Origin of the sequence: Streptococcus mitis (assembly GCF_009496285.1) — a bacterium.
Lineage (GTDB): Bacteria > Bacillota > Bacilli > Lactobacillales > Streptococcaceae > Streptococcus > Streptococcus mitis_BP.
The window spans coordinates 47,874-74,785 of sequence record NZ_WIJK01000003.1 but is presented as its reverse complement, the minus strand read 5'-3'; the positions used below and the strand labels follow the sequence as shown (position 1 = coordinate 74,785).

Annotated in this window: 24 protein-coding genes and 1 other annotated feature; of the genes, 18 read left to right on the top strand and 6 right to left on the bottom strand. The window is 38.8% G+C overall.

The features are described from left to right. Positions 1–23: 23 nt before the first annotated feature. From rnc to GEZ89_RS01780, 4 genes are all read left to right on the top strand, one after another. Entirely contained in the window at positions 24–722 is a 699-nt protein-coding gene (gene rnc, locus GEZ89_RS01795) for a ribonuclease III (protein ID WP_075231683.1), read from the top strand. Then, positions 713–4,252 carry a chromosome segregation protein SMC gene (gene smc, locus GEZ89_RS01790; RefSeq protein ID WP_075231682.1) on the top strand — a complete coding sequence of 1,180 codons (3,540 nt, stop codon included), beginning with the start codon at positions 713–715 and terminating at the stop codon, positions 4,250–4,252. The genes rnc and smc overlap by 10 nt, the downstream gene beginning before the upstream one ends. A gap of 88 nt (positions 4,253–4,340) precedes the next feature. Beyond that, the gene (locus tag GEZ89_RS01785) at positions 4,341–5,000 is read left to right on the top strand and encodes a trimeric intracellular cation channel family protein (protein WP_075231681.1); all 660 of its coding nucleotides are present in this window, start codon (positions 4,341–4,343) and stop codon (positions 4,998–5,000) included. 175 nt (positions 5,001–5,175) lie between these two features. Further along, positions 5,176–5,754 (top strand): HD domain-containing protein, encoded by a 579-nt coding sequence (locus GEZ89_RS01780; protein ID WP_075231680.1) that lies wholly within the window; start codon positions 5,176–5,178, stop codon positions 5,752–5,754. Positions 5,755–5,979: 225 nt separating this feature from the next. Here GEZ89_RS01780 and GEZ89_RS01775 read toward each other — a convergent pair whose 3' ends face one another. Further along, the gene (locus GEZ89_RS01775) at positions 5,980–6,447 is read right to left on the bottom strand and encodes an 8-oxo-dGTP diphosphatase (protein WP_000136624.1); all 468 of its coding nucleotides are present in this window, start codon (positions 6,445–6,447) and stop codon (positions 5,980–5,982) included. Between the two features lie 332 nt (positions 6,448–6,779). Between GEZ89_RS01775 and GEZ89_RS01770 the strand changes: the two genes are divergently transcribed. The 3 genes from GEZ89_RS01770 to ftsY are packed head-to-tail and all read left to right on the top strand — an operon-like array spanning position 6,780 to position 9,838. After that, a complete protein-coding gene (locus tag GEZ89_RS01770; protein ID WP_075231679.1) occupies positions 6,780–7,571 on the top strand; it encodes a Cof-type HAD-IIB family hydrolase in 792 nt (263 codons plus the stop codon). Further along, positions 7,571–8,389 carry a Cof-type HAD-IIB family hydrolase gene (locus tag GEZ89_RS01765; protein ID WP_075231678.1) on the top strand — a complete coding sequence of 273 codons (819 nt, stop codon included), beginning with the start codon at positions 7,571–7,573 and terminating at the stop codon, positions 8,387–8,389. Before GEZ89_RS01770 ends, GEZ89_RS01765 begins: the two co-directional genes overlap by 1 nt. A gap of 3 nt (positions 8,390–8,392) precedes the next feature. Further along, positions 8,393–9,838 carry a signal recognition particle-docking protein FtsY gene (gene ftsY, locus GEZ89_RS01760; protein WP_153224746.1) on the top strand — a complete coding sequence of 482 codons (1,446 nt, stop codon included), beginning with the start codon at positions 8,393–8,395 and terminating at the stop codon, positions 9,836–9,838. 39 nt (positions 9,839–9,877) lie between these two features. Here ftsY and zwf read toward each other — a convergent pair whose 3' ends face one another. The 3 genes from zwf to GEZ89_RS01745 form a co-directional block, all read right to left on the bottom strand. Beyond that, positions 9,878–11,365 (bottom strand): glucose-6-phosphate dehydrogenase, encoded by a 1,488-nt coding sequence (gene zwf / locus GEZ89_RS01755; RefSeq protein WP_045763328.1) that lies wholly within the window; start codon positions 11,363–11,365, stop codon positions 9,878–9,880. Positions 11,366–11,965: 600 nt separating this feature from the next. Continuing rightward, positions 11,966–12,706: an amino acid ABC transporter ATP-binding protein gene (locus GEZ89_RS01750; protein ID WP_049503260.1), complete on the bottom strand. Its 741-nt coding sequence runs from the start codon at positions 12,704–12,706 to the stop codon at positions 11,966–11,968. Then, entirely contained in the window at positions 12,706–14,880 is a 2,175-nt protein-coding gene (locus GEZ89_RS01745; protein WP_153224745.1) for an ABC transporter substrate-binding protein/permease, read from the bottom strand. Before GEZ89_RS01745 ends, GEZ89_RS01750 begins: the two co-directional genes overlap by 1 nt. Before the next feature lie 180 nt (positions 14,881–15,060). On the opposite strand from GEZ89_RS01745, the gene uvrB reads away from it, so the two are divergent. The 6 genes from uvrB to GEZ89_RS01715 all read left to right on the top strand — a co-directional run bounded on the left by uvrB (position 15,061) and on the right by GEZ89_RS01715 (position 20,251). Then, positions 15,061–17,049: an excinuclease ABC subunit UvrB gene (uvrB, locus tag GEZ89_RS01740; protein ID WP_075228329.1), complete on the top strand. Its 1,989-nt coding sequence runs from the start codon at positions 15,061–15,063 to the stop codon at positions 17,047–17,049. A gap of 14 nt (positions 17,050–17,063) precedes the next feature. Beyond that, complete coding sequence (locus tag GEZ89_RS01735; protein WP_153224744.1) at positions 17,064–17,552, top strand: GNAT family N-acetyltransferase; 489 nt, start codon at positions 17,064–17,066, stop codon at positions 17,550–17,552. 104 nt (positions 17,553–17,656) lie between these two features. After that, on the top strand, positions 17,657–18,283 hold the full coding sequence (locus tag GEZ89_RS01730) for an NAD(P)H-dependent oxidoreductase (RefSeq protein WP_153224743.1): 627 nt from the start codon (positions 17,657–17,659) through the stop codon (positions 18,281–18,283). 525 nt (positions 18,284–18,808) lie between these two features. Next, entirely contained in the window at positions 18,809–19,333 is a 525-nt protein-coding gene (locus GEZ89_RS09680) for a hypothetical protein (RefSeq protein WP_228113856.1), read from the top strand. Further along, positions 19,330–19,764: a hypothetical protein gene (locus tag GEZ89_RS01720; protein ID WP_045763321.1), complete on the top strand. Its 435-nt coding sequence runs from the start codon at positions 19,330–19,332 to the stop codon at positions 19,762–19,764. The genes GEZ89_RS09680 and GEZ89_RS01720 overlap by 4 nt, the downstream gene beginning before the upstream one ends. Before the next feature lie 19 nt (positions 19,765–19,783). Further along, complete coding sequence (locus GEZ89_RS01715; protein WP_153224742.1) at positions 19,784–20,251, top strand: 8-oxo-dGTP diphosphatase; 468 nt, start codon at positions 19,784–19,786, stop codon at positions 20,249–20,251. Here the strand turns inward: GEZ89_RS01715 and GEZ89_RS01710 are convergent. Next, positions 20,248–20,763, bottom strand: coding sequence for a transcription repressor NadR (locus GEZ89_RS01710; RefSeq protein WP_153224741.1), 516 nt, complete (start codon positions 20,761–20,763; stop codon positions 20,248–20,250). The two genes, GEZ89_RS01715 and GEZ89_RS01710, sit on opposite strands and share 4 nt — an antisense overlap. A gap of 18 nt (positions 20,764–20,781) precedes the next feature. After that, complete coding sequence (locus GEZ89_RS01705; RefSeq protein WP_153224740.1) at positions 20,782–21,309, bottom strand: ECF transporter S component; 528 nt, start codon at positions 21,307–21,309, stop codon at positions 20,782–20,784. 176 nt (positions 21,310–21,485) lie between these two features. After that, positions 21,486–21,621 (top strand) — a sequence feature (ribosomal protein L10 leader region). 38 nt (positions 21,622–21,659) lie between these two features. Here GEZ89_RS01705 and rplJ point away from each other — a divergent pair. The 5 genes from rplJ to GEZ89_RS01680 all read left to right on the top strand — a co-directional run bounded on the left by rplJ (position 21,660) and on the right by GEZ89_RS01680 (position 26,700). Beyond that, entirely contained in the window at positions 21,660–22,160 is a 501-nt protein-coding gene (gene rplJ, locus GEZ89_RS01700; protein WP_001287269.1) for a 50S ribosomal protein L10, read from the top strand. A gap of 73 nt (positions 22,161–22,233) precedes the next feature. Continuing rightward, positions 22,234–22,599, top strand: coding sequence for a 50S ribosomal protein L7/L12 (rplL, locus tag GEZ89_RS01695; RefSeq protein ID WP_001196968.1), 366 nt, complete (start codon positions 22,234–22,236; stop codon positions 22,597–22,599). A 577-nt stretch (positions 22,600–23,176) separates the two neighbouring features. Beyond that, positions 23,177–24,094, top strand: a complete 918-nt coding sequence (gene glyQ / locus GEZ89_RS01690) for a glycine--tRNA ligase subunit alpha (protein ID WP_000038760.1) — start codon at positions 23,177–23,179, stop codon at positions 24,092–24,094. Positions 24,095–24,376: 282 nt separating this feature from the next. Further along, positions 24,377–26,413 (top strand): glycine--tRNA ligase subunit beta, encoded by a 2,037-nt coding sequence (gene glyS, locus GEZ89_RS01685; RefSeq protein WP_153224739.1) that lies wholly within the window; start codon positions 24,377–24,379, stop codon positions 26,411–26,413. Positions 26,414–26,442: 29 nt separating this feature from the next. Then, positions 26,443–26,700 carry a DUF896 family protein gene (locus GEZ89_RS01680; RefSeq protein ID WP_000187071.1) on the top strand — a complete coding sequence of 86 codons (258 nt, stop codon included), beginning with the start codon at positions 26,443–26,445 and terminating at the stop codon, positions 26,698–26,700. Positions 26,701–26,912 lie beyond the last annotated feature (212 nt).

Genomic DNA, 26,912 nt, shown 5'->3' with positions numbered 1-26,912 from the left:
TAATGATTTAGAAAGAGGTAGTCATGAAAGAATTAGAATCCGTGTTACAAGAACGTTTTGATCTTGTTTTTTCAGATAAACAATTACTCGAAACAGCTTTTACCCACACTAGTTACGCCAATGAGCACCGCCTCTTAAAAATTTCACACAATGAACGCTTGGAATTTTTAGGAGACGCTGTTCTGCAATTATTGATTTCAGAATATCTGTTTAAAAAATACCCTAAAAAACCAGAAGGGGACTTGTCAAAACTCCGTGCTATGATTGTCCGTGAGGAGAGTTTGGCTGGTTTTGCCCGTGATTGTCAGTTTGATCAGTTTATCAAGCTTGGTAAGGGGGAGGAAAAGTCTGGTGGTCGTAACCGAGACACGATCTTGGGCGATGCTTTTGAAGCCTTTTTGGGTGCTCTGCTTTTAGACAAGGATATAAAGACTGTAAAAACCTTTATCTACCAAGTCATGATTCCTAAGGTTGAAGCTGGCGATTTTGAGATGATCAAGGATTATAAGACTCACCTTCAAGAATTGCTCCAAGTTAATGGAGATGTTGATATTCGTTATCAGGTGATTTCAGAGATTGGGCCAGCCCATGATAAGATGTTTGAGGTTGAAGTCCTTGTTGAGGGGCAAAGTCTAGGTTCTGGTAAAGGACGCTCTAAAAAATTGGCCGAGCAGGAAGCCGCTAAAAATGCAGTTGAGAAAGGGCTGGATTCATGTATTTAAAAAAAATTGAAATCCAAGGCTTTAAGTCCTTTGCTGATAAGACCAAAGTTCTTTTTGACCAAGGGGTGACGGCGGTTGTAGGACCAAATGGATCTGGGAAATCAAATATTACTGAAAGCCTCCGTTGGGCACTAGGTGAATCTAGTGTGAAAAGTCTGCGTGGCGGGAAGATGCCTGATGTCATCTTTGCAGGAACGGAAAGTCGGAAGCCTCTAAACTACGCTTCTGTTATTGTTACTTTGGATAACCAAGATGGCTTTATCAAGGATGCAGGCCAGGAAATCAAAGTTGAACGTCATATCTATCGTACTGGAGATAGTGAATACAAGATTGATGGTAAAAAAGTTCGTCTTCGTGATATTCATGACCTCTTCTTAGATACTGGACTTGGACGTGATTCCTTCTCTATTATTTCCCAAGGGAAAGTTGAAGAGATCTTTAACTCTAAGCCTGAGGAACGTCGGGCTATTTTTGAAGAAGCTGCCGGAGTTTTGAAGTATAAAACTCGTCGAAAAGAAACTGAAAGCAAGCTCCAACAAACTCAGGACAACTTGGATCGTTTGGAAGATATCATTTATGAGTTAGATAATCAAATCAAACCATTAGAAAAGCAAGCAGCAACAGCTCGTAAATTTATAGAATTAGACGGTCAGCGTAAAGCCATCTACTTGGATGTTTTGGTTGCACAAATTCAAGCCAATAAGGTTGAATTGGATGTAACAGAAGAAGAATTAAACCAAGTTCAGGAACTTCTGACCAGTTATTACCAAAAACGTCAAGACTTAGAAGAAGAAAACCAAACTCTCAAAAAGAAACGTCATGATTTACAAGCGGAGATGGCTAAAGATCAAACTAGTTTGATGGATTTGACTGCTCTAATCAGTGATTTGGAACGGAAATTGGCCTTGTCTAAACTGGAGACAGAGCAGGTTGCTCTCAATCAACAAGAGGCACAGGCTCGTTTGGCTAGTTTGGACGAAAAGAGAAATGTTCTCATTCAAGAGAAGGAAGAAAAAGAAATAAATCTCAGTCAGTTAGAAGAAAATCTATCTGTCAATACTAAGGAAGTCAATCGTTTAGAAGCTGAGTTATTAGCTTTTTCTGATGATCCAGATCAAATGATTGAGCAACTGCGTGAACGTTTCGTTGCCTTTTTACAAGAAGAAGCGGATGTCTCTAACCAGTTGACACGTATTGAAAATGACCTTGAAAATAGTCGCCAACAGACTCAAAAGCAGGAAGAACAATTAGAATCCTTGAAGGAACAATTGGTTACTGCCAAGTCTAAGGCTGCTGACCAAGAGCTTGCCCTAAAGTCTGCTAAAGAAGAAGTACAGAACTTACTCGCTGACTATCAAACCAGTGCCAAAGAAGAAGAAGCACAAAAGCAGACTTATCAAAGCCAGCAAAATCAACTCTTTGACCGATTGGATAGTCTGAAAAACAAGCAGGCCAAGGCGCAAAGTTTGGAAAACATTCTTAAAAACCATAGTAATTTCTATGCAGGTGTTAAGAGTGTTTTACAAGAGAAAAATTGTCTAGGAGGTATTGTTGGAGCTGTTAGTGAACATTTAACCTTTGATGTTCGTTATCAGACAGCACTTGAAATTGCCCTTGGTGCAAGTAGCCAACACATTATCGTTGAAGATGAACAGGCAGCAACAAAGGCCATCGATTTTCTTAAGAGAAACCGAGCTGGTCGTGCGACTTTCCTACCTTTGACAACTATTAAGGCACGTAGCATTTCTGGGCAGAATCAAGATGTGATTGCCTCAAGTCCAGGTTTTCTTGGAATGGCAGATGAATTGGTTACCTTTGATGCCAAACATGAAGCAATATTTAAAAACTTGCTAGCTACGACAGCTATCTTTGATACAGTGGAGCATGCGCGTGATGCGGCTCGTAAGGTACGCTATCAAGTTCGGATGGTAACCTTAGATGGTACTGAACTGCGTACAGGTGGTTCTTATGCTGGTGGTGCCAATCGTCAAAATAACAGTATTTTCATCAAGCCTGAATTGGAGCAGTTACAAAAAGAAATTGCTCAAGAGGAAAAGCTCCTTGGTCAGGAAGAAGAAATTCTGAAAACAGTTCAAGAAAACTTAGCTACCCTCACTCAGACTTTGGAAACTATTAAGTCTAAAGGAGAGCAAGCTCGTATAGAGGAGCAGGGCTTATATCTTGCTTATCAACAAACTTGCCAGCAAGTTGAAGAACTCGAAACACTTCTAGAACTTCAGGAAAAAGAATTAAACAATCTCAGAGGTGGAGATTGGCAAGCTGAAAAAGAAAAATGCCAAGAACGTCTTTCGCTCATTGCAACTGAAAAGCAAAAGCTGGAGTCTGAGATTGAAGAAATCAAGTCCAATAAAAATGCGATTCAAGAACGTTACCAAAGCTTGCAGGATAAACTTTCTCAAGAACGTCTGCTCAAAACAGAAATGGTAGGGCGAAAACGTTACGAAGTTGCAGATATTGAACGGATCAATAAAGAACTTGAGAACCTCAATATCGAACAAGAAGAAATTGAACGGCTTCTCCAAGAAAAGGTAGACAATCTTGAAAAAGTTGATACAGAACTTTTGGCCAAGCAGGAAGCAGAAGCCAAGAGTCAGAAGGAAGAAATTCAACAAGGATTGATTCGTAAGCAGTTTGAACTAGATGATATTGAAGGTCAATTGGATGATATAGCCAGTCATTTAGAACAAGCTCGCGAGCAAAATGAAGAATGGATTCGTAAGCAAACACGTGCAGAAGCAACTAAAGAGAAGATTACGGACCGCCTTCGCTATCTTCAAGGTCAACTGACTGAAGAATACCAGATTAGTTATACTGAAGCATTAGAACAAGCCAACCAATTGGAAGACTTGGCTGTCGCTGAACAAAAGGTCAAGGATTTGGAAAAATCCATTCGTTCACTTGGTCCGGTTAACTTGGATGCCATTGAACAGTTTGACGAAGTTCACGAACGGTTGGAATTCTTAAATAGTCAGCGTGATGACATTCTTTCTGCCAAAAATCTTCTTCTTGAAACCATTACAGAGATGAACGATGAAGTGAAGGAACGATTTAAATCAACCTTTGAAGCAATTCGTGAATCCTTCAAAGTGACCTTCAAGCAGATGTTTGGTGGTGGTCAAGCGGACCTAATCCTGACCGAGGGAGATTTATTGACAGCAGGTGTTGAAATCTCTGTTCAACCGCCAGGTAAGAAAATCCAATCTCTCAACCTCATGAGTGGTGGAGAGAAGGCCTTGTCAGCTCTTGCTTTGCTCTTCTCAATCATTCGTGTCAAGACCATTCCATTTGTTATTTTGGATGAAGTAGAGGCTGCACTCGATGAAGCTAACGTTAAACGCTTTGGGGATTATCTTAACCGTTTTGACAAGGATAGTCAGTTTATCGTTGTTACCCACCGTAAGGGAACCATGGCAGCAGCAGACTCTATTTATGGGGTAACCATGCAAGAATCTGGTGTTTCTAAGATTGTCTCTGTTAAACTAAAAGATTTAGAAAATATGGATGCTTAGTTTGTTTTCGATACAACATTTCAAGCTAAAGTATTTAGAATGACCTTCAAGAAGTCGGAGGGTTACAAAAATAAATTGAGGAGCTTATATGGATTTCGATCTATTCCTAATGATCTGTAATTATATTGGGACTATAGCCTTTGCTGCTTCAGGCGCTATCAAAGGATTTGGTAAACGATTAGATATTTTTGGAATTAGTTTATTGGCAATTGTAACAGCAGTAGGCGGGGGTATTTTAAGAGATTCTATTATCAGTCGTTTTCCATCCGCTCTCGCAGATCCTGGACCGATTTATGTCTCTATTCTTGTAGCTGTTATTATGTATGCCTTTGTGACATCAAAACAAGCCAATGCCAGTCAAGAAAAAAAATTCTATAAGTGGCTGAGAGAAGCTTATCTTATCTTTGATTCGATTGGCTTAATCATCTTTTCCTTGATTGGAGCTACCGCCTTAGCTGATAGTAAATTGAACTTGATGTCTGCAGGGATTTTGTCCTGTTTAACGGGAGCAGGTGGAGGTATTATCCGAGACCTCCTGATCAATGAAGTACCAAGTGTTCTAAAAGAAGACATCTATGCACTTCTATCTTTCGTAATTGGAGTTATTTATTATTGGTTGGCCTTTGTCCTTCACTTTCCAAGAATCACCGCTTTTATCATTCTCTCAATTGTCGGTTTTGTGATTCGACTCTTTATTATTAAGTTTAAGCTCTCTTTGCCAAATATGGATAAAAAGACTTGGAATTGATTGATGGTAGGAAAGTTCAATCACTCGATTGATAAATATTTTATAAATTACAAGTTTAATCAAGCGTCTAATCTCATGTGGATTAGGCGTTATTTTTTGCAAATAAGGGAAATTAATGATGTAAAGATTATTTTTTGCTAATATATTTGTAATTTCGAATTAGATAGGAGCAATAATGAGTAATTTGAAACATTCTGTTGATTTTATTAAAGAAATAGAGAAATTAAAGTCAGTGACAAGATTTAATAGAACTCTTGATGGCAGATTTGAAAATAGTGCCGAACATTCTTGGCAGGGTGCCATAGCTGCGATGGTTCTTCAAGATTATTATCCTGAAAAGTTGAAAATGGAAAAAGTTATTTCTATGTTATTGATTCATGATTTAGGTGAGATTTATGCCGGAGATACTTGGGTTTTTGATGATGAAAAAAAGGTTCATTCTCATAATAGAGAGTTAGAATCTATAGAAAAAACAATGAGCCTCCTTCCAGAAGAGAAATATTTGAATATGAAAAATTTGTGGTTGGAATTTGAAAAAGGGCAGAGTGCTGAAGCAAGATATGCAAGAGTGATCGATGCCTTGGTACCACTGATAAATCACTTAGAAGTGTCAGAATTCAATTATAATCCTGATAATATCAGTGCAGACATGGTATTAGAAAAGAAAAAGTTCATAAAAAGTGAATCAGAAGAATTATGGAAACTGACGGAAGACTTGATTCAGGAAAGTGTGGAGAAGGGCTTATATTTTTAATAACAGTTAGCCCAATAGAAGATAGAATTTTAACCGATGAATGGAAATATATATGATTAACCTTGTCACAACTGAAATCGGAATAAGGAAATTGATACAGTAAAATACAAAGGCAGCCTTGGAATAAGCTGTTTCCAAGGCTTTATAGCTATTTATAGGTAGAAGGAAAAAATTGCTAGAGTAGATGATTTTTATTAGATACCTTTGATTATACCGTAGAGAATATTAGTCAAATAAAATTGTTTTGTTTTCACTAATGCATTTCTTATTATCATCCCAATAGTTAATACTTTCAAAGCTTCCTTTTCTTAAATAAAGTGGTAGCCTTTTTCTTATTTCATCTTGCATTGGTATTTTATCAATATCTTTTAGATTCCACCATTTTGGCTCACCTTCAGCAGATGTACTTAGTTCACCAGTAAACTGAGTACATAAAAAGTCATAGAAGACAAATCTCTCATTACCAATTGAATTAGTAAAGCCTGAAATTCCTTTTAATTCAAGATTTAATGCAGTGAGTCCAGTTTCTTCCTTAAGTTCCCGTAATGCAGCTTCAAAAAAACTTTCAGGGAATTCAACTTTTCCCCCCGGTGGAATCCAGCCAGGAAAATTATCGTGCTGTCTATTAAGTAATAAAATTTCTTGATTTTTCAAAACGCAAATATTAACCCAGTTTTTGATTTTTTCAGTCATATTATTAACCTCCAACAAGTATTTTTTCATATGCAAGATTATATGTCAAGAACTATATGCTATTTATGATTGTGACAACTGTATCTCAGCCAAAGATTGATAATTTTTACGTAATAGCTGATGAACTCTCAGAATAGACTTCAATCAAGAACTTTGGAAGAAAAGAGTTGAGAGATTGGATATAAAAGAAAGTAAGCAAATCAGCCTGGCCTTTAAATTGGTCTTACGGATTAATTTTTAGAAGACAAAGACGTGTCAATTCAGCACGTCTTTTTTTACTTTTTCTATGGTATAATAGAAGGTAGATTTATTAATTGGAGTATGAAGAATTTATGATTAAATTAGTAGCAACGGATATGGACGGTACTTTTTTGGATGGTGCCGGTCAATTTGATATGGAGCGTCTGAAAAAGTTGCTCCATTCTTATCAAGAAAAAGGAATCTATTTTGCTGTAGCATCAGGTCGTGGGCTTTTGTCACTTGAAAAGCATTTTGCGGATGTTAAAGATGAGATTATTTTCATTGCTGAAAATGGGAGTCTCGTTCGTTTCCATGGAGAGGACCTCTATGAAGCAACCATGCCTCGAGATTTTTACCTATCAACATTTGAAAAACTAAAGACTTCACCTTATTTTGATGAGAAAAAGATGCTCTTGACTGGTAAAGAGGCTTGCTATGTCTTAGATACAGTAGATGAAACCTATCTTATGTTTAGTCATCATTACAATGAAAATATCAAAAAAGTAGCCAGCCTAGAAGATATTACCGATGAGATTTTCAAATTCACAACTAACTTCACTGAAGAGACAGTAGAAGCTGGAGAATCTTGGGTCAATGAACATGTTCCTGGGGTCAAGGCTATGACGACAGGCTTTGAATCCATTGACATCGTTTTAGACCATGTTGACAAGGGAGTCGCTATTGTCGAATTGGCTAAGAAATTAAATCTGGATATGGATCAAGTGATGGCTTTTGGTGATAATCTTAATGACCTGCACATGATGCAAGTTGTAGGGCACCCAGTCGCACCTGAAAATGCTCGTCCAGAGATTTTAGAACTAGCTGAAACAGTTATCGGACATCACAAAGACCAATCAGTTATCGCTTATATGGAGGGTTTGTAATGGCAGATATTAAATTAATTGCCCTAGACTTAGATGGGACTTTGCTGACGACAGACAAGAAATTGACTGATCGTACTAAGGCAACTTTAAAGGCAGCGCGTGATCAGGGAGTCAAAGTGGTACTGACAACTGGACGTCCCCTCAAGGCTATGGATTTCTTCCTTAAAGAGCTTGGAACAGACGGCCATGATGACGAGTATACTATCACCTTTAATGGTGGATTGGTTCAGAAAAATACAGGTGAAATCCTCGATAAGACAGTATTCTCTATTGATGATGTGACACGTATTTACGAGGAAACTGAAAAACTAGGCATTCCTTTAGATGCCATTTCAGAAGGTACAGTTTACCAAATCCAATCAGATCAAGAAAGTCTTTACGCCAAGTTTAACCCTGTTTTAAACTTTGTTCCAATTGACTTTGAAGATTTGTCTAGTCAAATGACCTACAACAAATGTGTGACCGCTTTTGCTCAAGAACCACTGGATGCCGCAATTGCTAATATTTCACCAGACTTGTTTAACAATTATGAAATTTTTAAATCTCGTGACATGCTTTTGGAATGGTCACCAAAGAACGTTCATAAGGCTACTGGATTAGCTAAATTGATTGACCACCTAGGAATTGACCAAAGTCAGGTGATGGCTTGTGGAGATGAGGCCAATGACCTTTCTATGATTGAATGGGCAGGACTCGGCGTTGCCATGCAAAATGCTGTGCCTGAGGTCAAGGAAGTTGCAAATGTAGTCACCCCTATGACCAATGACGAGGAAGCTGTTGCCTGGGCCATTGAAAAATATGTACTGAAGGAGAACTAAAGTATGGGATTATTTGACCGTTTATTTGGTAGAAAAGAAGAACCAAAAATCGAAGAAGTTGTTAAAGAAGCTTTGGAAAACTTGGATCTGACAGAACCTGGCGAGGAAGTTGAAACACTTGGAACTGAAGAATTTGAAGTGAAAAATACTGAAGAAATCGACCAAAGTTCAGAAGTTGAGGAGACTTATTCTAAAGAAGCTAGTGAGTCGGAAGAACCAGTAGCAGAAACTACTACAGAAACAGTTGAACCAATAGCAACTCCTCAGGAAGAAATTCAGCTTGAAGAAGAAACTGAATGCCATTGTTGTCAGGAAGAGTCAACAAAAGTTGAAGAAACTGAAGCCAGCTCTCAAGAAGTAATGGAATTTGTTGCAGAAGAATCTGAGTCACCAGTCGAAGAAGTACCTTCAAGTGATAGCGACGATGAAGAAGCTAATCAAGCTCAATCAGACGAAACGGAATTAGACACTTCTGAAGAAGTGGAAGAAGATCTAGTAATCGAAGAAATTCCTCCAGTTCAAGAGACTGTACAGGAAAAATATGACCGTAGTCTCAAGAAAACTCGTACGGGATTTGGTGCTCGTTTGAATGCCTTCTTTGCTAACTTCCGTTCTGTTGATGAAGAGTTTTTTGAAGAACTAGAAGAACTCTTAATCATGAGTGACGTTGGTGTACAGGTAGCGTCAAACTTAACAGAAGAGCTACGTTACGAAGCTAAGCTTGAAAATGCCAAGAAACCTGATGCCCTTCGTCGTGTGATCATCGAAAAATTGGTAGAGTTGTATGAGAAGGATGGCAACTACAACGAAAGTATTAATTTCCAAGATGGTTTGACAGTTATGCTCTTTGTAGGTGTGAATGGTGTCGGAAAAACAACATCTATTGGTAAGCTTGCTCACCGTTACAAACAAGCTGGCAAGAAAGTCATGCTGGTTGCTGCGGATACCTTCCGTGCTGGTGCGGTTGCCCAGCTAGCTGAATGGGGTCGTCGTGTAGATGTTCCTGTGGTTACTGGACCTGAAAAAGCAGATCCAGCTAGTGTTGTCTTTGATGGGATGGAACGTGCAGTAGCAGAAGGTGTTGATATTCTCATGATTGATACAGCTGGCCGTTTACAAAACAAGGAAAACTTAATGGCTGAGTTGGAAAAGATTGGTCGTATCATCAAACGTGTCGTACCAGAAGCGCCTCATGAAACCTTCCTAGCTCTGGATGCCTCAACAGGTCAAAATGCTCTTGTACAAGCCAAAGAATTCTCAAAAATTACGCCTGTTACAGGAATTGTCTTAACCAAGATTGATGGAACTGCCCGAGGTGGTGTCGTTCTTGCTATCCGTGAAGAACTCAATATCCCTGTTAAGTTAATTGGTTTTGGTGAAAAAATCGATGATATCGGTGAATTCAATTCTGAGAACTTTATGAAAGGCCTTCTAGAAGGTTTGATATAAAAGAAAATCCTGCAAGAATTCTTGCAGGATTGTTTTTGATTATTCTAATCGACCATCCTTACGATAGGCGATATCTGGTTGCCAAGTCCACTCAGCACCGTATTTTTCAAGGAGTTCAAAGCTAGCTTGAGGCCCCATAGTACCAGCCTTGTAGTCATGGAGTGGAGCACCGTTTTCAGCCCAAAGCTTTTCAATACGGTCAATCAATTTCCATGAGGCACTCACTTCATCCCAATGGCTAAAGTTAGTTGAATTATTGTTCAAAACATCATAGATGAGTTTTTCATATGGGTCTGGCGAAGCACCTGTTGCAGTTGCATCTGTTCGATAGTCAAGAGAATTTGGCGCAAGGCTAAACTCTTCCCCGACCTTTTTACCGTTAAGACTGAGAGAGAATCCTTCAGTTGGTTGGATGTAGATAGTAAGCACATTCGGTGCTAGTGGTTCTCCGAAAATGGAATCCATTTGCTTGAAGACAATGTTCACATGTGTTCCTTTTTCTGTTAGGCGTTTCCCTGTACGGAAGAAGAAAGGTACATCACGGAAGCGATCAGTATTTACAAAGAAGGCACCTGAAGCAAAGGTTTCTGTCATAGATTCAGGGTTAACATTTGGTTCACTACGGTAAGAGATGTATTTCATGCCATCAACTTTACCAGAACGATATTGACCACGGATGAATTGCTCTTTGAGTTCCTCATCTGTAGGGTGGTAAAGATTTTTAAAGACTTTGATTTTCTCTGCGCGAATGTCATCCTTAGTAAAGCTTGCTGGCTTGTCCATGGCAAGGAGTGACAGAAGTTGGAGGGTATGGTTTTGAACCATATCACGAAGGGCACCAGATTCATCATAGTAGCCACCACGTTCTTCAACACCTAGGCGCTCTGCAAAGGTAATCTGTACGTTATCGATGTGCTCACGATTCCAAACATTTTCAAAAATCATATTGGCAAAGCGAATGGCAAAAATACTTTGAATCATTTCTTTACCGAGATAGTGGTCAATACGATAGATTTGCTCTTCGTTAAAAGTAGCTAGGAGTTCTTCGTTTAGTTTGCTTGCAGTCTCATAGTCTGTTCCAAAAGGTTTCTCAACAATCAAACGTTCAAAGCCTTTACCGTCAACAATCTGCTCTGATTTGAGGTGTTTAGCAATGGTACCAAAGAACTGAGGTGCCATTGAGAGGAAGAAGAGTTTGTTGTGCTCAGTCTGATATTTTTCGTTTAATTCAGCTTGAAGCTTGCGTAGTTCGATGTAGTGCTCAGTGTCATTAACATCGTGACTTTGATAGTAAAAATGACTCGCAAATGCTTGAGCTTCTTCCACACTGTCTGCCAAGTCTAAAATAGACTCGACAACGACAGATTCGAAATACTCCTTACTCCAAGGTCTACGAGCAGTTCCAATAACAGCAAAATGATCAGAAAGATTACCTGATTTATAAAGTCTAAAAAGTGAAGGGTAGAGCTTACGTTTGGCCAAATCCCCACTTGCACCGAAAATTGTAACAATAACTTTTGATGACATCTAGCTACCTAATTTCTATTTTGTTTCCTAGTTAAACTAGGCATGAGGAATCCCCATTTTCATATTTTTTATTTTATCATAATTTTCTAAAAAATCCAAAAATCCAATACATCTATATTAAGAGTCTGGGCAAAAACTTAATTTCATACTCTTCGAAAATCTCTTCAAACTACGTCAGCGTCGCCTTATCGTATATATGTTACTGACTTCGTCAGTTCTATTTACAACCTCAAAACAGTGTTTTGAGCTGACTTCATCAGTTCCATCTACAACCTCAAAACAGTGTTTTGAGCTGACTTCATCAGTTCTATCTACAACCTCAAAGCAGTGCTTTGAGCAACCTGCGGCTAGCTTCCTAGTTTGCTCTTTGATTTTCATTGAGTATAGTATATTGAATCTAGAACAGTACACTACAACTGCTAAAAATTTTTCTAGAAATTAGTTTGACTTTTCTAATCTCTCTGTTCATATCTTATTTCAATCCACTATATTAGGAGAAACCGAAGTAAATCTTTCCACAATAAAACGCATAATATCAAGTTTTTAATACCTGATACAATGCGTTTATTTTGATTATAAAGACTTTTTGTCCAACCTCTTCTAGGCGTTTAGAACCTTGTCTAAAAATTCTTTAAGACGCGGATGTTGTGGGTTGTCAAAGATTTGATCAGGTGTACCGTCCTCAAGGAATTCACCGTCTGCAGTAAAGATTACACGATTGGCAACCTTGCGGGCGAATCCCATTTCGTGGGTTACGATGATCATAGTCATACCTTGTTCAGCCAATTCCTTCATAACGTTAAGAACGTCGCCGACCATCTCAGGGTCAAGGGCAGAAGTTGGTTCGTCAAAGAGCATGATATCAGGGTTCATGGCTAGACCGCGAGCGATAGCCACACGCTGTTTTTGACCACCTGATAGGCTTTCAGGATTTGCATTAGCCTTATCAGCGAGTCCAACTTTTTCAAGAAGTTCCATTCCCAATTTTTCAGCTTCGGCCTTAGTCATCAACTTATGCTCTACTGGAGCAAAAGTGATATTTTCTAATACCGTCATGTGTGGGAATAGATTGAAGTGCTGGAACACCATTCCGACATTTTCACGAACGTGGTCCACGTTCGTTGCTTTATCCGTCAAGTCATAACCATTAACTGTGATATGACCTTTTGTACCTTCTTCAAGGAGATTCAAGCTACGCAAGAAAGTTGATTTACCTGAACCAGAAGGTCCAATGATACAAACAACATCTCCTTCATAGAATTTTGCTGAGATTCCTTTAAGGACTTTGTTTTTACCATATTGTTTATGTAAATTATCGACATCGATTTTTAATTTAGCCATTATTGAATCCTCTTTTCTAAGCGTTTTGCAAGTCTAGTAAGAAGAGTGATAATCACAAGATAGAAGACTGCGAGAATTGCATACATTTTGAAACTTTGGTAGTTACGAGCAATGATAATCTTACCAGTCTGGAAGAGTTCGACCAAACCGATTGCAGATACGATAGTTGTATCTTTCAAAGCGATGACAAATTGGTTGACGAAGTTTGGAAGCATAAGTTTGGTTGCTTGTGGCAAGACAATCTTACGCATGGTTTTACTGTAAGAGATACCAAGGCTTCGACTAGCTTCCATTTGTCCGATAGGAACAGCCTTAATACCACCACGAACAATTTCAGCGATATAAGCGGCTGAGTTTAGGGAGAGTGCGATTGTACCAGCGACAAAGTCATTGATTGGACTCTGTTGGCCTGTAAGGGATTCGATAAAGTTAGGAACTCCCCAGAAGATAAAGGCAGCAAGAATCATCAATGGAATACCACGAATCACATCGACAAAGATTTCTGAAATAATACGAAGTGATTTATAAGGACTAACGCTAAACATACCAAAGATAATCCCGATAACAATCGCAATTGCAAAGGAAATCAAAGCTAGAGAAAGGGTAATTCCAAGTCCGCTGAGGAGTTGTTTGTAGTTGTTTTTCAACAAGCCCCAGATAGTAGTTTCGTCAATAGTTGATGATTCACTTGTTGAATCAGTTGCAAGGTATTTATCAAGAATCTTTTGGAACTCACCGCTTGCTTTAAGATTTGCAAGACCGTTGTTGAACATTTCAATCAATTCAGGATTACTTCCCTTTTTAACTGCAAAAGCAGTTTCACCAATTGGAGTACCTTCGATTGGTGTTTTTAATTTTTGACCTTGACTGATAGAGTATTTAAGAACTGGTTCGTCATCCATTACGGCGTCAATTGAACCAGTGTTCAAGCTATCATACATAGATGAACCGTCTGCAAAGGTTTTAATTTTATAACCATATTTGCTTTGATTTTCAGTTAGGAAGGTTTGAGAAGCAGTACCGTTTTTAACACCAACGGTTTTACCCTTCAAATCTTCATAAGAAGAAATGGTACTTGATTCCTTAACTCCAAGAATAGTATTAGCTGTATAGTAAGAATCAGAGAAATCAAAGGTTTCTTTACGAGCGTCTGTAACAGACATACCAGCAATCATACCATCAGCTTGACCAGATTGAACTGCGTTAATAGCAGCGTCAAAACCTGGGTTGGTGATTTCAATTTCAAAACCTTGGTCTTCGGCAATAGCCTTGATCAAGTCCATATCAATACCAGTGTACTGGTTGCTTGAGTTTTGGAAAACGAATGGTGCAAATGAAGAATCACTTGCGATAACGTATTTTGATTTGACTGGAGTAGCTTTTTGACCTGCGCTTGTAGTAGAAGTGAGAGAAGTCACTTGTGAACTAGTTTTAGAAGAACTTGTCCATTTATTGATAATTTTGTCCAAGCTACCATCTTTTTTCATCTGAGTTAAAGCTTCGTTAAATTCTGTAACTAGGTATTCGTACTTGCTACCTTTTTTAACACCAAAAGCAAAGCTTCCAACGGCTTCTCCGTCCATGTTGATACTGAGATCTTGCCCTTGGTTAATAGCGTACTCGATGACTGGTTTGTCATCCATGATGGCATTTACAGCCCCTGTACTGAGACTGTTATTCATCAAATCACCAGTATCAAAGGTTTTGATAGTGAAACCATATTTATCTTTGATGCTTTCTAGGAAACGTTGTGCGGCAGTACCGTTTTTAACACCAACAGTTTTACCACTGAGTTCTTCATACTTAGTGATTTTGTTAGACTTAGTCGTTGCGATGACAACTTTTGTATCATAGTATGTATCAGACATGGTAAAGACGTTTTCACGTTCTTTGGTTTTTGTCATACCAGCCATGATTGCATCTGCTTGCCCTGCTTGGACCGCATTGACAGCAGCATCAAAGCCTGGATAAGACATTTGGATATTCCATCCTTTTATCTCAGCGACTTTATTGATGATGTCGACATCAATTCCTTTATAAGTCTGGTCTGTATCTTTAAACTCAAAGGGTGCATAAGCGGTATCACTAACAATCTTGATAGTGTCCGCATTAACATAGCCTAAAGAGAATAAGGGAAATAAAAATAATAAAAATACAAGGATTTTTTTCTTCATGTTTAGTCTCCTTTTTAGAATATTTACCCATTATAGCAGAAAATAAAAAAGTTGGCAAATATTTAGCACTTTGATGTAAGAAGATGTGACATGAGATGCTAAGTGGCAAGAAGTTGAGAATCAGTAAGTAGATCTTTTTTATGGTAAAATAGAAGGATAGAAAATGTGTATGAGGCAATTATGATCAATAGAATTACAGACAACAAATTTAAACTTGTATCTAAATACCAACCTTCTGGGGACCAACCGCAGGCCATTGAGCAGTTGGTTGATAATATCGAAGGGGGTGAGAAAGCCCAAATCCTGATGGGTGCGACGGGTACAGGAAAGACCTATACCATGAGTCAAGTGATTGCGCAAGTTAATAAGCCAACCTTGGTCATTGCCCACAATAAGACCCTAGCAGGCCAGCTCTATGGGGAGTTCAAAGAATTTTTCCCAGAGAATGCGGTCGAGTACTTCGTATCCTACTATGATTACTATCAACCTGAAGCTTATGTTCCCTCTAGTGATACTTATATCGAAAAAGATAGTTCAGTCAACGATGAGATTGATAAACTTCGTCACTCCGCTACATCAGCGCTCTTGGAGCGTAACGATGTCATCGTTGTAGCATCTGTATCTTGTATTTATGGTTTGGGTTCCCCTAAAGAATATGCTGACAGCGTGGTAAGTTTACGCCCAGGACTTGAAATTTCTCGTGATAAACTCCTGAATGAATTGGTCGATATTCAATTTGAACGTAACGACATTGATTTCCAACGGGGAAGATTCCGTGTACGTGGGGATGTGGTGGAGATTTTCCCAGCATCTCGTGACGAGCATGCCTTTCGTGTTGAGTTCTTCGGAGATGAGATTGATCGCATCCGGGAGGTTGAAGCTTTAACTGGTCAAGTTCTGGGAGAAGTGGATCATTTGGCTATTTTCCCAGCGACTCACTTTGTGACCAATGATGACCACATGGAAGTAGCTATTGCTAAGATTCAGGCGGAGTTGGAGGAGCAGTTAGCTATCTTTGAAAAAGAAGGCAAGCTCCTCGAAGCGCAACGCTTGAAACAACGGACAGAGTACGATATCGAGATGCTACGTGAGATGGGTTATACCAATGGTGTCGAAAACTACTCACGTCACATGGATGGACGAAGCGAAGGAGAGCCTCCTTATACACTTCTTGATTTCTTCCCAGATGATTTCCTGATTATGATTGACGAGAGTCATATGACTATGGGGCAGATCAAAGGAATGTATAATGGAGACCGTTCACGTAAGGAAATGTTGGTTAACTACGGTTTCCGTTTGCCGTCTGCCTTGGATAACCGTCCCCTTCGTCGTGAAGAGTTTGAAAGTCATGTCCACCAGATTGTCTATGTTTCAGCGACGCCAGGTGATTACGAGATGGAACAAACGGACACCGTGATTGAACAAATCATCCGTCCAACAGGTCTTTTGGATCCTGAGGTAGAAGTGCGTCCAACCATGGGACAGATTGATGATCTCCTAGGTGAAATCAATGCCCGTGTTGAAAAGAATGAACGCACCTTTATTACTACCTTGACCAAGAAAATGGCAGAAGACTTGACAGACTACTTCAAGGAAATGGGGATCAAGGTCAAGTACATGCACTCGGATATCAAGACTTTAGAGCGGACAGAGATTATCCGAGATTTACGATTAGGAGTCTTTGATGTCTTAGTCGGGATTAATCTTCTTCGTGAAGGGATTGATGTGCCTGAAGTAAGTTTGGTTGCAATTCTCGATGCTGATAAGGAAGGATTCCTCCGAAATGAACGTGGTCTTATTCAGACCATTGGACGTGCAGCCCGTAATAGTGAAGGGCATGTGATTATGTATGCTGATACCATGACTCAGTCTATGCAAAAAGCCATTGATGAAACAGCTCGTCGTCGTAAAATTCAGATGGCCTATAATGAAGAGCATGGAATTGTACCACAAACTATTAAGAAGGAAATCCGTGACCTTATCTCTGTCACAAAAACTGTGGCTAAAGAAGAGGACAAGGAAGTCGATATCAATAGCCTTAACAAACAGGAGCGCAAAGAACTAGTCAAGAAACTGGAAAAACAAATGCAAGAAGCCGTCGAAGTGCTTGACTTCGAGTTGGCAGCGCAAATACGTGATATGATGCTGGAAGTCAAGGCGTTGGGGTAGATAGGATAAAGCGAATGAAGATTATCATTAAAACAATGGAAACTCCTGAAGAGATAGAAGGAAAATCCCTCGTTCACTGGCAAACGTGGAGAGAGGCTTATGACGATCTTTTACCCGCGGAATTTCAGGAGACGATGACATTAGAAAGATGTCGATTCTTTAGTCAAAAATATCCAGAAAATACCTTGATTGCTATGGATGGAAAGCAGGTCGTTGGATTTATCAGCTATGGAAATTTTCGTGATGAGACTATTCAAGCTGGTGAAATCATTGCCTTATATGTTTTAAAAGATTACTATGGAAAAGGTGTGAGTGAACAGTTAATGCATGCTGCATTTGTTGCACTCGATCATTTCTCTGAAATATTTTTATGGGTATTGAAAGATAATAAGAGAGCCATTGCTTTCTATCAAAAAATGGGTTTTACTTTTGATGGCCAAGAAAAAATACTTAAACTTGGAAAACCTGTTAAGGAATTGCGGATGATGTGTTCTTCAATATAAATTCCTAAAGGACGTATCTATCAATCTTTGAACCATTATCAACTAATGAGGTATAAAAAAAGTGAAATAGATAGAATGAAACAAAGAGATGAAGGAGTAGACGAATGAAAATTCTAGTCATTAATGGACATCCGGATAAGGAAAGTTACTGTCAAGCCATTTTTCAAACCATTGTAGATAATATTGATTTAAGTCACCATGAACTTGAAGTCATCAGTCTTAATGAAGAAGATTTTGATCCTGTTTTACGTTATGGTTATCGAAAACGTATGGAAGAAGATTCTTTTATCCTTCGTTCTCAGAAATTAATCCAATGGGCAGATCATTTCATCTTTATTTATCCTATCTGGTGGAGTAGTATGCCTAGCCTCATGAAAGGCTGGATTGATCGCGTCTTCACACCTGGAATTGCCTACTCTGCCAATGACCAGGGAAGTTTTATCTGGAATTATCTAAGAGGCAAGCAGTTTAAAAAGTTATTAAAAGGGAAAACAGCCAGTATTTACGCAACCTCCATGGCGCCCACTTGGTGGTACAAAATCTTTTCGGGTCCTATCAACATTCCAGATAGTTATGGCATCTCTGTTTTGAAAAATGCGGTCTTGAATCACTGTGGAATTAAAACCAAGCGCGTGTGCGTACTAGGTGAAGTTGGACGGGAGGTGAATACAGCAAGTATGCGTGAAGAGCATCTCCAAAAAGTAGCAGAAGAAGTTAAAAAACTATCATGAAACAAAAAAGTAAGAGACAGAAAACATTAAAAAAACACCAGAAATCAAAGCGAAAGATTGGTCTACTAGACCGCATGAATCTGTGATTTGTGCAACATTCAACAATTGCCTGGATCCTTGATGCGAGCGTTCTGTTCTTTTCTGATCTAGGAATGTTATGTCTATTGTACGGAACAACCCTTATTCCAAGTCCCTATCGGGAACTGCATTATAGTTTTCCACTTTATTTAAATATCGTCCTTTGGGTGAATGCATCTTATCATACTTTCCTTCGTACCTTTAGGAAAGACTGGATTTCCTTGCGAAATTTTGCAGAAATGTTTTTATATCCTAACGGAATTGCTTGTGTATTCCAGTTAACGATTGGGATGACCTCTAAAAGAGGAACAAGATTACTTCCGATATGGGCATTAGACTATCGCTATATCTGGTTTCCCCTCGTTACTTATTTCATTTTCTTTCTAGTGCCTATTGTGACAATTATAATTTACAAGTATATTGAAAAGAAAAAGAGAAAAGAAGAAAATGGGAAAAATACAATCAAATAAAAGTAACAAAAGAAAGTCAAATACAAAAAAGAATCGCCCAAGTAAAGAAAGTTTTCAGCTTTGGCTAGATTCTCATAAAATTATAGGTTTTTTCCTGATCTTTGCTCTCATCTTAGGAATAGGACTAGGTGTTACCCTTGTTTTTAAACTTCTTCCTATTCCTTCACCATACAGAGATATCAACTATAGTTTTCCAATATATATAAATCTTTTTTGTCTGGTCTATAGATTATTTGACTATTGGTTCTTAGACTTGTCAAGGACAAGAATGACAATAAAAAGATATGCAGAATTATTTATCTATCTTAATAGTATCGGTTTAATAGTTCATCTATTTTTAGGAGTTGGTGGGAAAAATAGTAAAGGGATTTTACCTTCCCTCTTATCCCTAGATCACCGCTACATCTGGTTTCCTATTGCAACTTATCTGATCTTTTTCAGTTTGGCATCTATTATAACTCTAGTAATGAAATATATTGAAAAGAAAAGGAGTCAATCATGATGAAACATCTAACTGTATTTAGGTTTATTTATCTTTTGTGCCTGGTATTTGTACTGCTTCATTTTATCTTAGGGCTTTTTGGTTTAGCCTTTACACCGGTCTTGTGGAATTTCTGGTTCTTTGGTCTTTGTTTAACCCTATTTATCCATCCGTGGACTATCTTTTATAAATCTAGAATCTTTCAATGGCATCATCTGATTTTTCAAGCTCTCAGTGGATTCGTTGCTCTCATAATCTGGTTTATGATATTTTTATTTTTCTCCACGGTTCCAGATTCATCTATGCCTATCAATTTAGACTACTATGTGATTAGGGAAAAAAATGAAATAAGAATCATCAGAGGATTCTTACTCCATGAAATTCATGAATATCATGACTTAGTTAATCCTTTGATTATGAAGTCTAAAGTTAAGTATGTAGAAAAAAATTAAACATTAGAAAGTGAGTCCTATGTCTAGAGCACAATTAACCATTCTAACTAATATTTGTCTAATAGAAGATCTTGAAAATCAGCGCGTGGTTATGCAATATCGATCGCCTGAAACCAACCGCTGGTCTGGCTATGCTTTTCCAGGAGGTCATGTGGAAGATGGTGAGGCCTTTGCAGAATCTGTTATCCGTGAGATATACGAGGAAACAGGTCTGACGATTCAAAATCCTCAACTTGTCGGCATTAAAAATTGGCCACTAGATACAGGTGGTCGCTATATTGTCGTTTGTTATAAGGCGACTGAGTTCTTTGGTACCCTTCGTTCTTCAGATGAAGGAGAAGTTTCTTGGGTGCAAAAAGACCAGATTCCAAACTTGGATCTGGCCTATGATATGTTACCTTTAATGGAGATGATGGAAGATCCGGATAAGTCTGAATTTTTCTACCCTCGCCGTACAGAAGACGATTGGGAAAAGAAAACCTTCTAATCCTTTACTAAATAACCAAACTTATCCAAGGCCTTCTCGATATAGAGGAGGTCTTGTTCATTTTCAGCTTCGACTAGGTGATAATGGACGCCATCTGTTAATTCAGAAAGTGGTCTAAAGTCAGACCGTTCGACTTGCTCTAAAAAATGCTGAACGTCCCGACGACAAGAGAGTTTGAGCAAGGTTTCAATTTCTCCGTAGACAGGATGATCAATCAAGGTATTCTGAACACGTCCCCCATTATCGACGATAGCTAGAAGTTCTTGACCAATTTCTTCCATCTCGTGCTTAACTTTAAACAGTTTGTGAACATACGGATTGGTCTTGCTTTCTTTATAAATATAGCCACGATTGGTTGATAAGATAGGAGCACCGTCTGCACGAAGAACTGCAATGTCCTGAACGATAATCTGGCGAGTGACATGAAAATGTTCTGCTAAGCTTTTTCCGTTTAGAGGTTTTTGAGCTTTTTCTAAGAGTTGTAGAAGGGCTTCTTTTCGATTTTTTGTCATATTCTTCTCTCTTAACGCTTAACGGCGTTTTCTCAATGCTTTATAAACAGCCAATGCTAAGTAATAGTCTACCATGCTATGGATAATAGTACCAAATCCAACTAATACAAACAAGACATAGAACATATTTTTTAAGTCAGTTCCAGTACTAGCATAAAAAATCACACAAGCCAAAACTTCAGCAATAGCATGAACCAAACCAAGTACAAAGTTAAAAATCAATGAAGATTTCTTATTGTCCAAGGTTTGAGGATGTTTTTGAAGATAGAAAGCACCCAGACTTCCAAAAAAGATATGGGAAAAGGCACGAAGTACGATAACAATCGGATACCCAGCCATGAGAAATCCTAAACTAGAAGCTATAATAACAAAGATAGCCATCCAGGGAGAGAGAAACATAGCGATAAAAATAGCAACGTGACTTCCTAAAGTGTAGGAAGCAGGAGGAATGACAATTTTAAAGGGCATCACCAAAGGAATCAAAATAGCGATAGCAGTTAGCAATGCGGTTAAGGTCATGAATTGTGTTTTCTTTTGTGTATTCATAATAACTCCTTTTAACTGTATATACAGTTGTATAGTACAATAAAAAATCAAACAAGTCAAGAACTAAAATTGATTTTTGATGAGATTATCTATAAATGAGATTAAAGAATAAATAAAAATTTTAAAAAATAAGCAAAAAACTCTTGCACTAATCAAAGTAGTATGTTATACTTAATAACGGTTTGAAAAAACTGCCTAAGACAGTAGGGGAGTTCGACTCATAAATATCCTACCGAGGACAAAACGTATCATGTAAAAAGAAGCGTATTGTACTTTCGTGTCTAGGTTTGGGCGCGTTTTTCTTTTGGAAAAATTCCCCAAGCAAAATAATTACGGAGGTGAACACACTAATGAGTGAAGCAATTATTGCTAAAAAAGCGGAACTAGTTGACGTAGTAGCTGAAAAAATGAAAGCTGCTGCATCAATCGTCGTTGTAGACGCTCGTGGTTTGACAGTTGAACAAGATACAGTTCTTCGTCGTGAGCTTCGTGGAAGCGAAGTTGAGTACAAAGTTATTAAAAACTCAATCTTACGTCGTGCAGCTGAAAAAGCTGGACTTGCAGAACTTGCATCTGTATTTGTTGGACCATCTGCTGTAGCATTTTCTAACGAAGATGTTATCGCTCCAGCGAAAATCTTGAACGACTTTGCTAAAAACGCTGACGCACTTGAAATCAAAGGTGGTGCAATCGAAGGCGCTGTCGCATCAAAAGAAGAAATCGTTGCTCTTGCAACTCTTCCAAACCGCGAAGGACTTCTTTCTATGCTCCTTTCTGTACTTCAAGCGCCAGTGCGCAACGTTGCTCTTGCAGTCAAAGCGGTTGCAGACAACAAAGAAGACGCAGCTTAATCTTAAGCTACGCAGCGTAGCCTAGCTACAAAAATATAAACATAAAATATAAACTTATTTGGAGGAAATAACAATGGCATTGAACATTGAAAACATTATTGCTGAAATTAAAGAAGCTTCAATCCTTGAATTGAACGACCTTGTAAAAGCTATCGAAGAAGAATTTGGTGTAACTGCAGCTGCTCCTGTAGCTGTAGCTGCTGCTGGTGGTGCTGAAGAAGCTGCTAAAGATTCATTTGACGTTGAATTGACAGCTGCAGGCGACAAGAAAGTCGGCGTTATCAAAGTTGTACGTGAAATCACAGGTCTTGGTCTTAAAGAAGCTAAAGAACTTGTTGATGGTGCACCAGGTGTCATCAAAGAAGGCGTTGCAGCTGCAGAAGCTGAAGAAATCAAAGCTAAATTGGAAGAAGCTGGAGCTTCAGTTACTCTTAAATAATAGAGCAACTACATTCGTAGCTTAAAAACATGATTAAACCGCTAGTCTTAGGATTAGTGGTTTTTCTTTTTGTTCAAAAAGGGACATAAAAGGGGCAGTTAAATTAATTTGGCTAAGAAATATATAGGACTAGTGATAAAATAATTTTACTTTTCAATTCCTTTTTGATATAATAGACAACAAGAAAGAATATCTTATCAGTAAATCCCAAGCGAGCCTGTGATAGTGAGAGTCAGGTGATTGAGAGATGAGTGTGGCGCTTTTGGTATTTTAATAAAGATAATGAAGTAATAAATTAGGGTGGAACCGCGTTTTTGACGCCCCTAGGTCACTTGACTTAGGAGCAGAGACACGGTTCTTTTTGTATCCTGAGTCATAAGAAACTTTATGAATAAGGAGTAAAACATGTCTAAAAAATTGACTTTCCACTGCGTCAGTGGCAGAGACCTCCTTACAGTCGGACTGCCCCACGCTCAGCACTAGGGTGCCTGAGCTAGACGCAGTACTAACTCGTCTTGCCTCGTATAATCGACGAGGCAGACTCATGTCGCAATAATTTATAATAAAGGAGTAAATAATGTCTAAAAAACTAACCTTTCAAGAGATTATCTTGACTTTGCAACAATACTGGAATGATCAGGGTTGTATGCTGATGCAGGCTTATGATAATGAAAAAGGTGCGGGAACTATGAGTCCTTACACTTTCCTTCGTGCTATCGGTCCTGAGCCATGGAATGCAGCTTATGTTGAGCCATCACGTCGTCCAGCAGACGGTCGTTACGGGGAAAATCCAAACCGTCTTTACCAACACCATCAATTCCAAGTGGTTATGAAACCATCACCTTCAAACATCCAAGAGCTCTACCTTGAGTCATTGGAAAAATTGGGAATCAATCCTTTGGAACACGATATTCGTTTCGTTGAAGATAACTGGGAAAACCCATCAACTGGTTCAGCTGGTCTTGGATGGGAAGTGTGGCTTGATGGTATGGAAATCACTCAGTTCACTTACTTCCAACAAGTCGGTGGTTTGGCAACTGGACCTGTTACCGCTGAAGTTACTTATGGTTTAGAGCGTTTAGCTTCTTACATCCAAGAAGTAGATTCTGTTTACGATATTGAGTGGGCTCCAGGTGTTAAATATGGAGAAATCTTCCTTCAACCAGAATACGAGCATTCAAAATACAGTTTTGAAGTTTCTGACCAAGATATGCTTCTTGAAAACTTTGAAAAGTTTGAAAAAGAAGCTGGGCGTGCCTTGGAATTGGGTCTTGTTCACCCAGCCTATGACTACGTTTTGAAATGTTCACATACCTTCAACTTGCTTGATGCTCGTGGAGCAGTATCCGTTACAGAACGTGCTGGTTATATCGCACGTATTCGTAACTTAGCCCGTGTCGTAGCTAAAACATTCGTAGCTGAACGCAAGAAACTTGGTTACCCACTTCTTGACGAAGCTACACGCGCCAAACTCCTAGCAGAAGAGGAAGAATAAAAACAGTTACAAGAATAGAAAAAGGGCGAACAAAGTGAGCCCGTATGGCACTCAGAGGCAAGTCGAAGACTTGCTAAAGGGATAGGCACCGCCGTACTGCTATCTGGGGATTTTTGAAACTTTAGGTTCAAAAATCAGTTGGCTAAATCCACTTTGATGAGACTGTTGGAAATCTTTGTCAAGAAGACAGAAGATTTCCCCACAGACTCACAAAGTTAGTTAGCAACGTCCCCAGTACCTAAGGTGACTATCAAAAAGAAGAAATTTTGTAAAGGAAAAAACATGGCAAAAAATTTATTAGTAGAACTAGGACTCGAAGAGTTACCAGCCTACGTTGTCACACCAAGTGAAAAACAACTAGGTGAAAAAATGGCAGCCTTTTTGGATAATAACCGCCTTTCATACGAAGGAATTCAAACTTTTTCAACTCCACGTCGTTTGGCTGTTCGCGTACTTGGCTTAGCAGACCAACAAACGGATTTGACTGAAGATTTTAAAGGACCTTCTAAAAAAATTGCTTTGGATGCAGAAGGAAATTTCTCTAAAGCAGCGCAAGGGTTTGTCCGTGGTAAAGGCTTGACTGTAGATGATATCGAATTCCGTGAAATCAAAGGTGAAGAATATGTCTACGTAACTAAGCATGAAGCTGGAAAACCAGCTGAGGAAGTTTTGACTGGAATTCCAGAAGTATTGGCTAGCTTAAGCTTCCCAGTAAGTATGCACTGGGCAAACAATACCTTTGAATATATCCGTCCAGTCCATACGTTGACAGTTCTTTTGGATGATGTGGCACTCGATATGGATTTCTTAGATATTCATTCAGGAAGAGTTAGCCGTGGACATCGTTTCCTTGGTCACGAAGTAGAAATTCAGCATGCTGACAGCTATGAAGAAGACCTGCGCAAAGTTTATGTTATTGCAGATAGCATTGAACGCGAAAATATGATTCGTGAGCAAATTAAGGCTATCGAAGCTGCAGAAGGTGTACAGGTACAAATTGATGAAGGACTCTTGAATGAAGTTTTGAATTTGGTTGAATATCCAACTGCCTTCATGGGGAATTTTGATCCTAAGTACCTAGAGGTTCCAGAAGAAGTCTTGGTCACTTCAATGGAAACTCACCAACGCTACTTTGTAGTACGTGACATTGACGGAAATCTAAAACCAAACTTTATTTCTGTTCGTAACGGAAATGCAGAGTATCTGGATAATGTCATCCGAGGAAATGAGAAAGTCTTGGTGGCACGTCTTGAAGATGGTGAATTCTTCTGGCGTGAAGACCAAAAACTCAAGATTGAAGATCTTGTAGCTAAATTATCACACGTAACCTTCCATGAAAAGATTGGTTCACTTCGTGAGCACATGATTCGTACCGGACAAATTGCTATCCTTTTGGCGGAAAAAGCAGGTTTATCGGTAGATGAAACTGTTGACCTTGCTCGTGCTGCAGCTATTTATAAGTTTGACCTCTTGACTGGTATGGTTGGTGAATTTGATGAGCTTCAAGGGATCATGGGTGAGAAATATGCTCTTCTTGCAGGTGAGAATGCTACAGTGGCACAAGCTATCCGTGAACACTACCTTCCAGATTCTGCAGATGGTGCTCTTCCTGAGTCTAAAGTCGGAGCTATCCTTGCACTAGCTGATAAATTGGATACTCTTTTGTCCTTCTTCTCTGTTGGCTTGATTCCATCTGGTTCAAATGACCCTTATGCTCTTCGTCGTGCAACACAAGGGATTGTCCGTATCTTGGAAGACTTCGGCTGGAATATTCCAATGGACGAATTGATTGCTAGCCTTTATGCTTTATCATTTGATAGTCTAACTTACGATAATCAAGAAGAAGTGCTTAACTTCATCAAAGCTCGTGTTGATAAGATGATGGGGTCTACTGCAAAAGATATTAAAGAGGCTGTTCTTGCAAGTTCAAACTTTGTTGTTGCAGATATGATTGAAGCAGCAGAAGCACTGAAAGAAGCATCTCTAAATAGTGACTACAAACCAGCTGTTGAATCCTTATCTCGTGCTTTTAACCTAGCGGAAAAAGCAGAAGGTTCAGTCAAAGTTGATACTAGTCTCTTTGAAAATGAACAGGAAAAAGAACTAGCTCAAGCAGTAGAAAATCTAGAATTGAAAGGTTCAGCTAGTGATAAATTAACGCAGTTATTTGCTCTTAGTCCTGTTATTGATGCATTCTTTGACAATACTATGGTTATGGCAGAGGATGTTGATGTTAAGAATAATCGTCTAGCTATTCTAACTGAACTTGTGAATAAAGCGAAAACAGTCGCTGCTTTTAATCTTCTTAATACAAAATAGAAATTAAAAAGTAGATTGGAGGTCCAAATATGACACCAGAAAAAATCGCTCGTATTAATGAGCTTGCGAAAAAGAAAAAAACAGAAGGCTTGACTGCAGAAGAAAAAGTAGAACAAGCTAAACTTCGTGAGGAATATATCGAAGGCTATCGTCGTTCAGTTCGTCATCACATTGAAGGAATCAAAATCGTAGATGAAGATGGAAATGATGTGACTCCTGAGAAACTTCGTCAGGTACAACGTGAAAAAGGCTTGCATGGTCGTAGTCTTGACGATCCAAATTCATAATTTTGAGATATAGAAAACTCGGTTAGTAAAATCTAACCGAGTTTTTGTTTTAAAAAAAGGAACCTAAAGAGGTTCCTTTAGTATTAAATTTTATACTCATCGAAAATCTCTTCAAACCACGTCAGCTTCACCTTGCCGTATATATGTTACTGACTTCGTCAGTTCTATCTACAACCTCAAAGCAGTACTTTGAGCAACCTGCGGCTATCTTC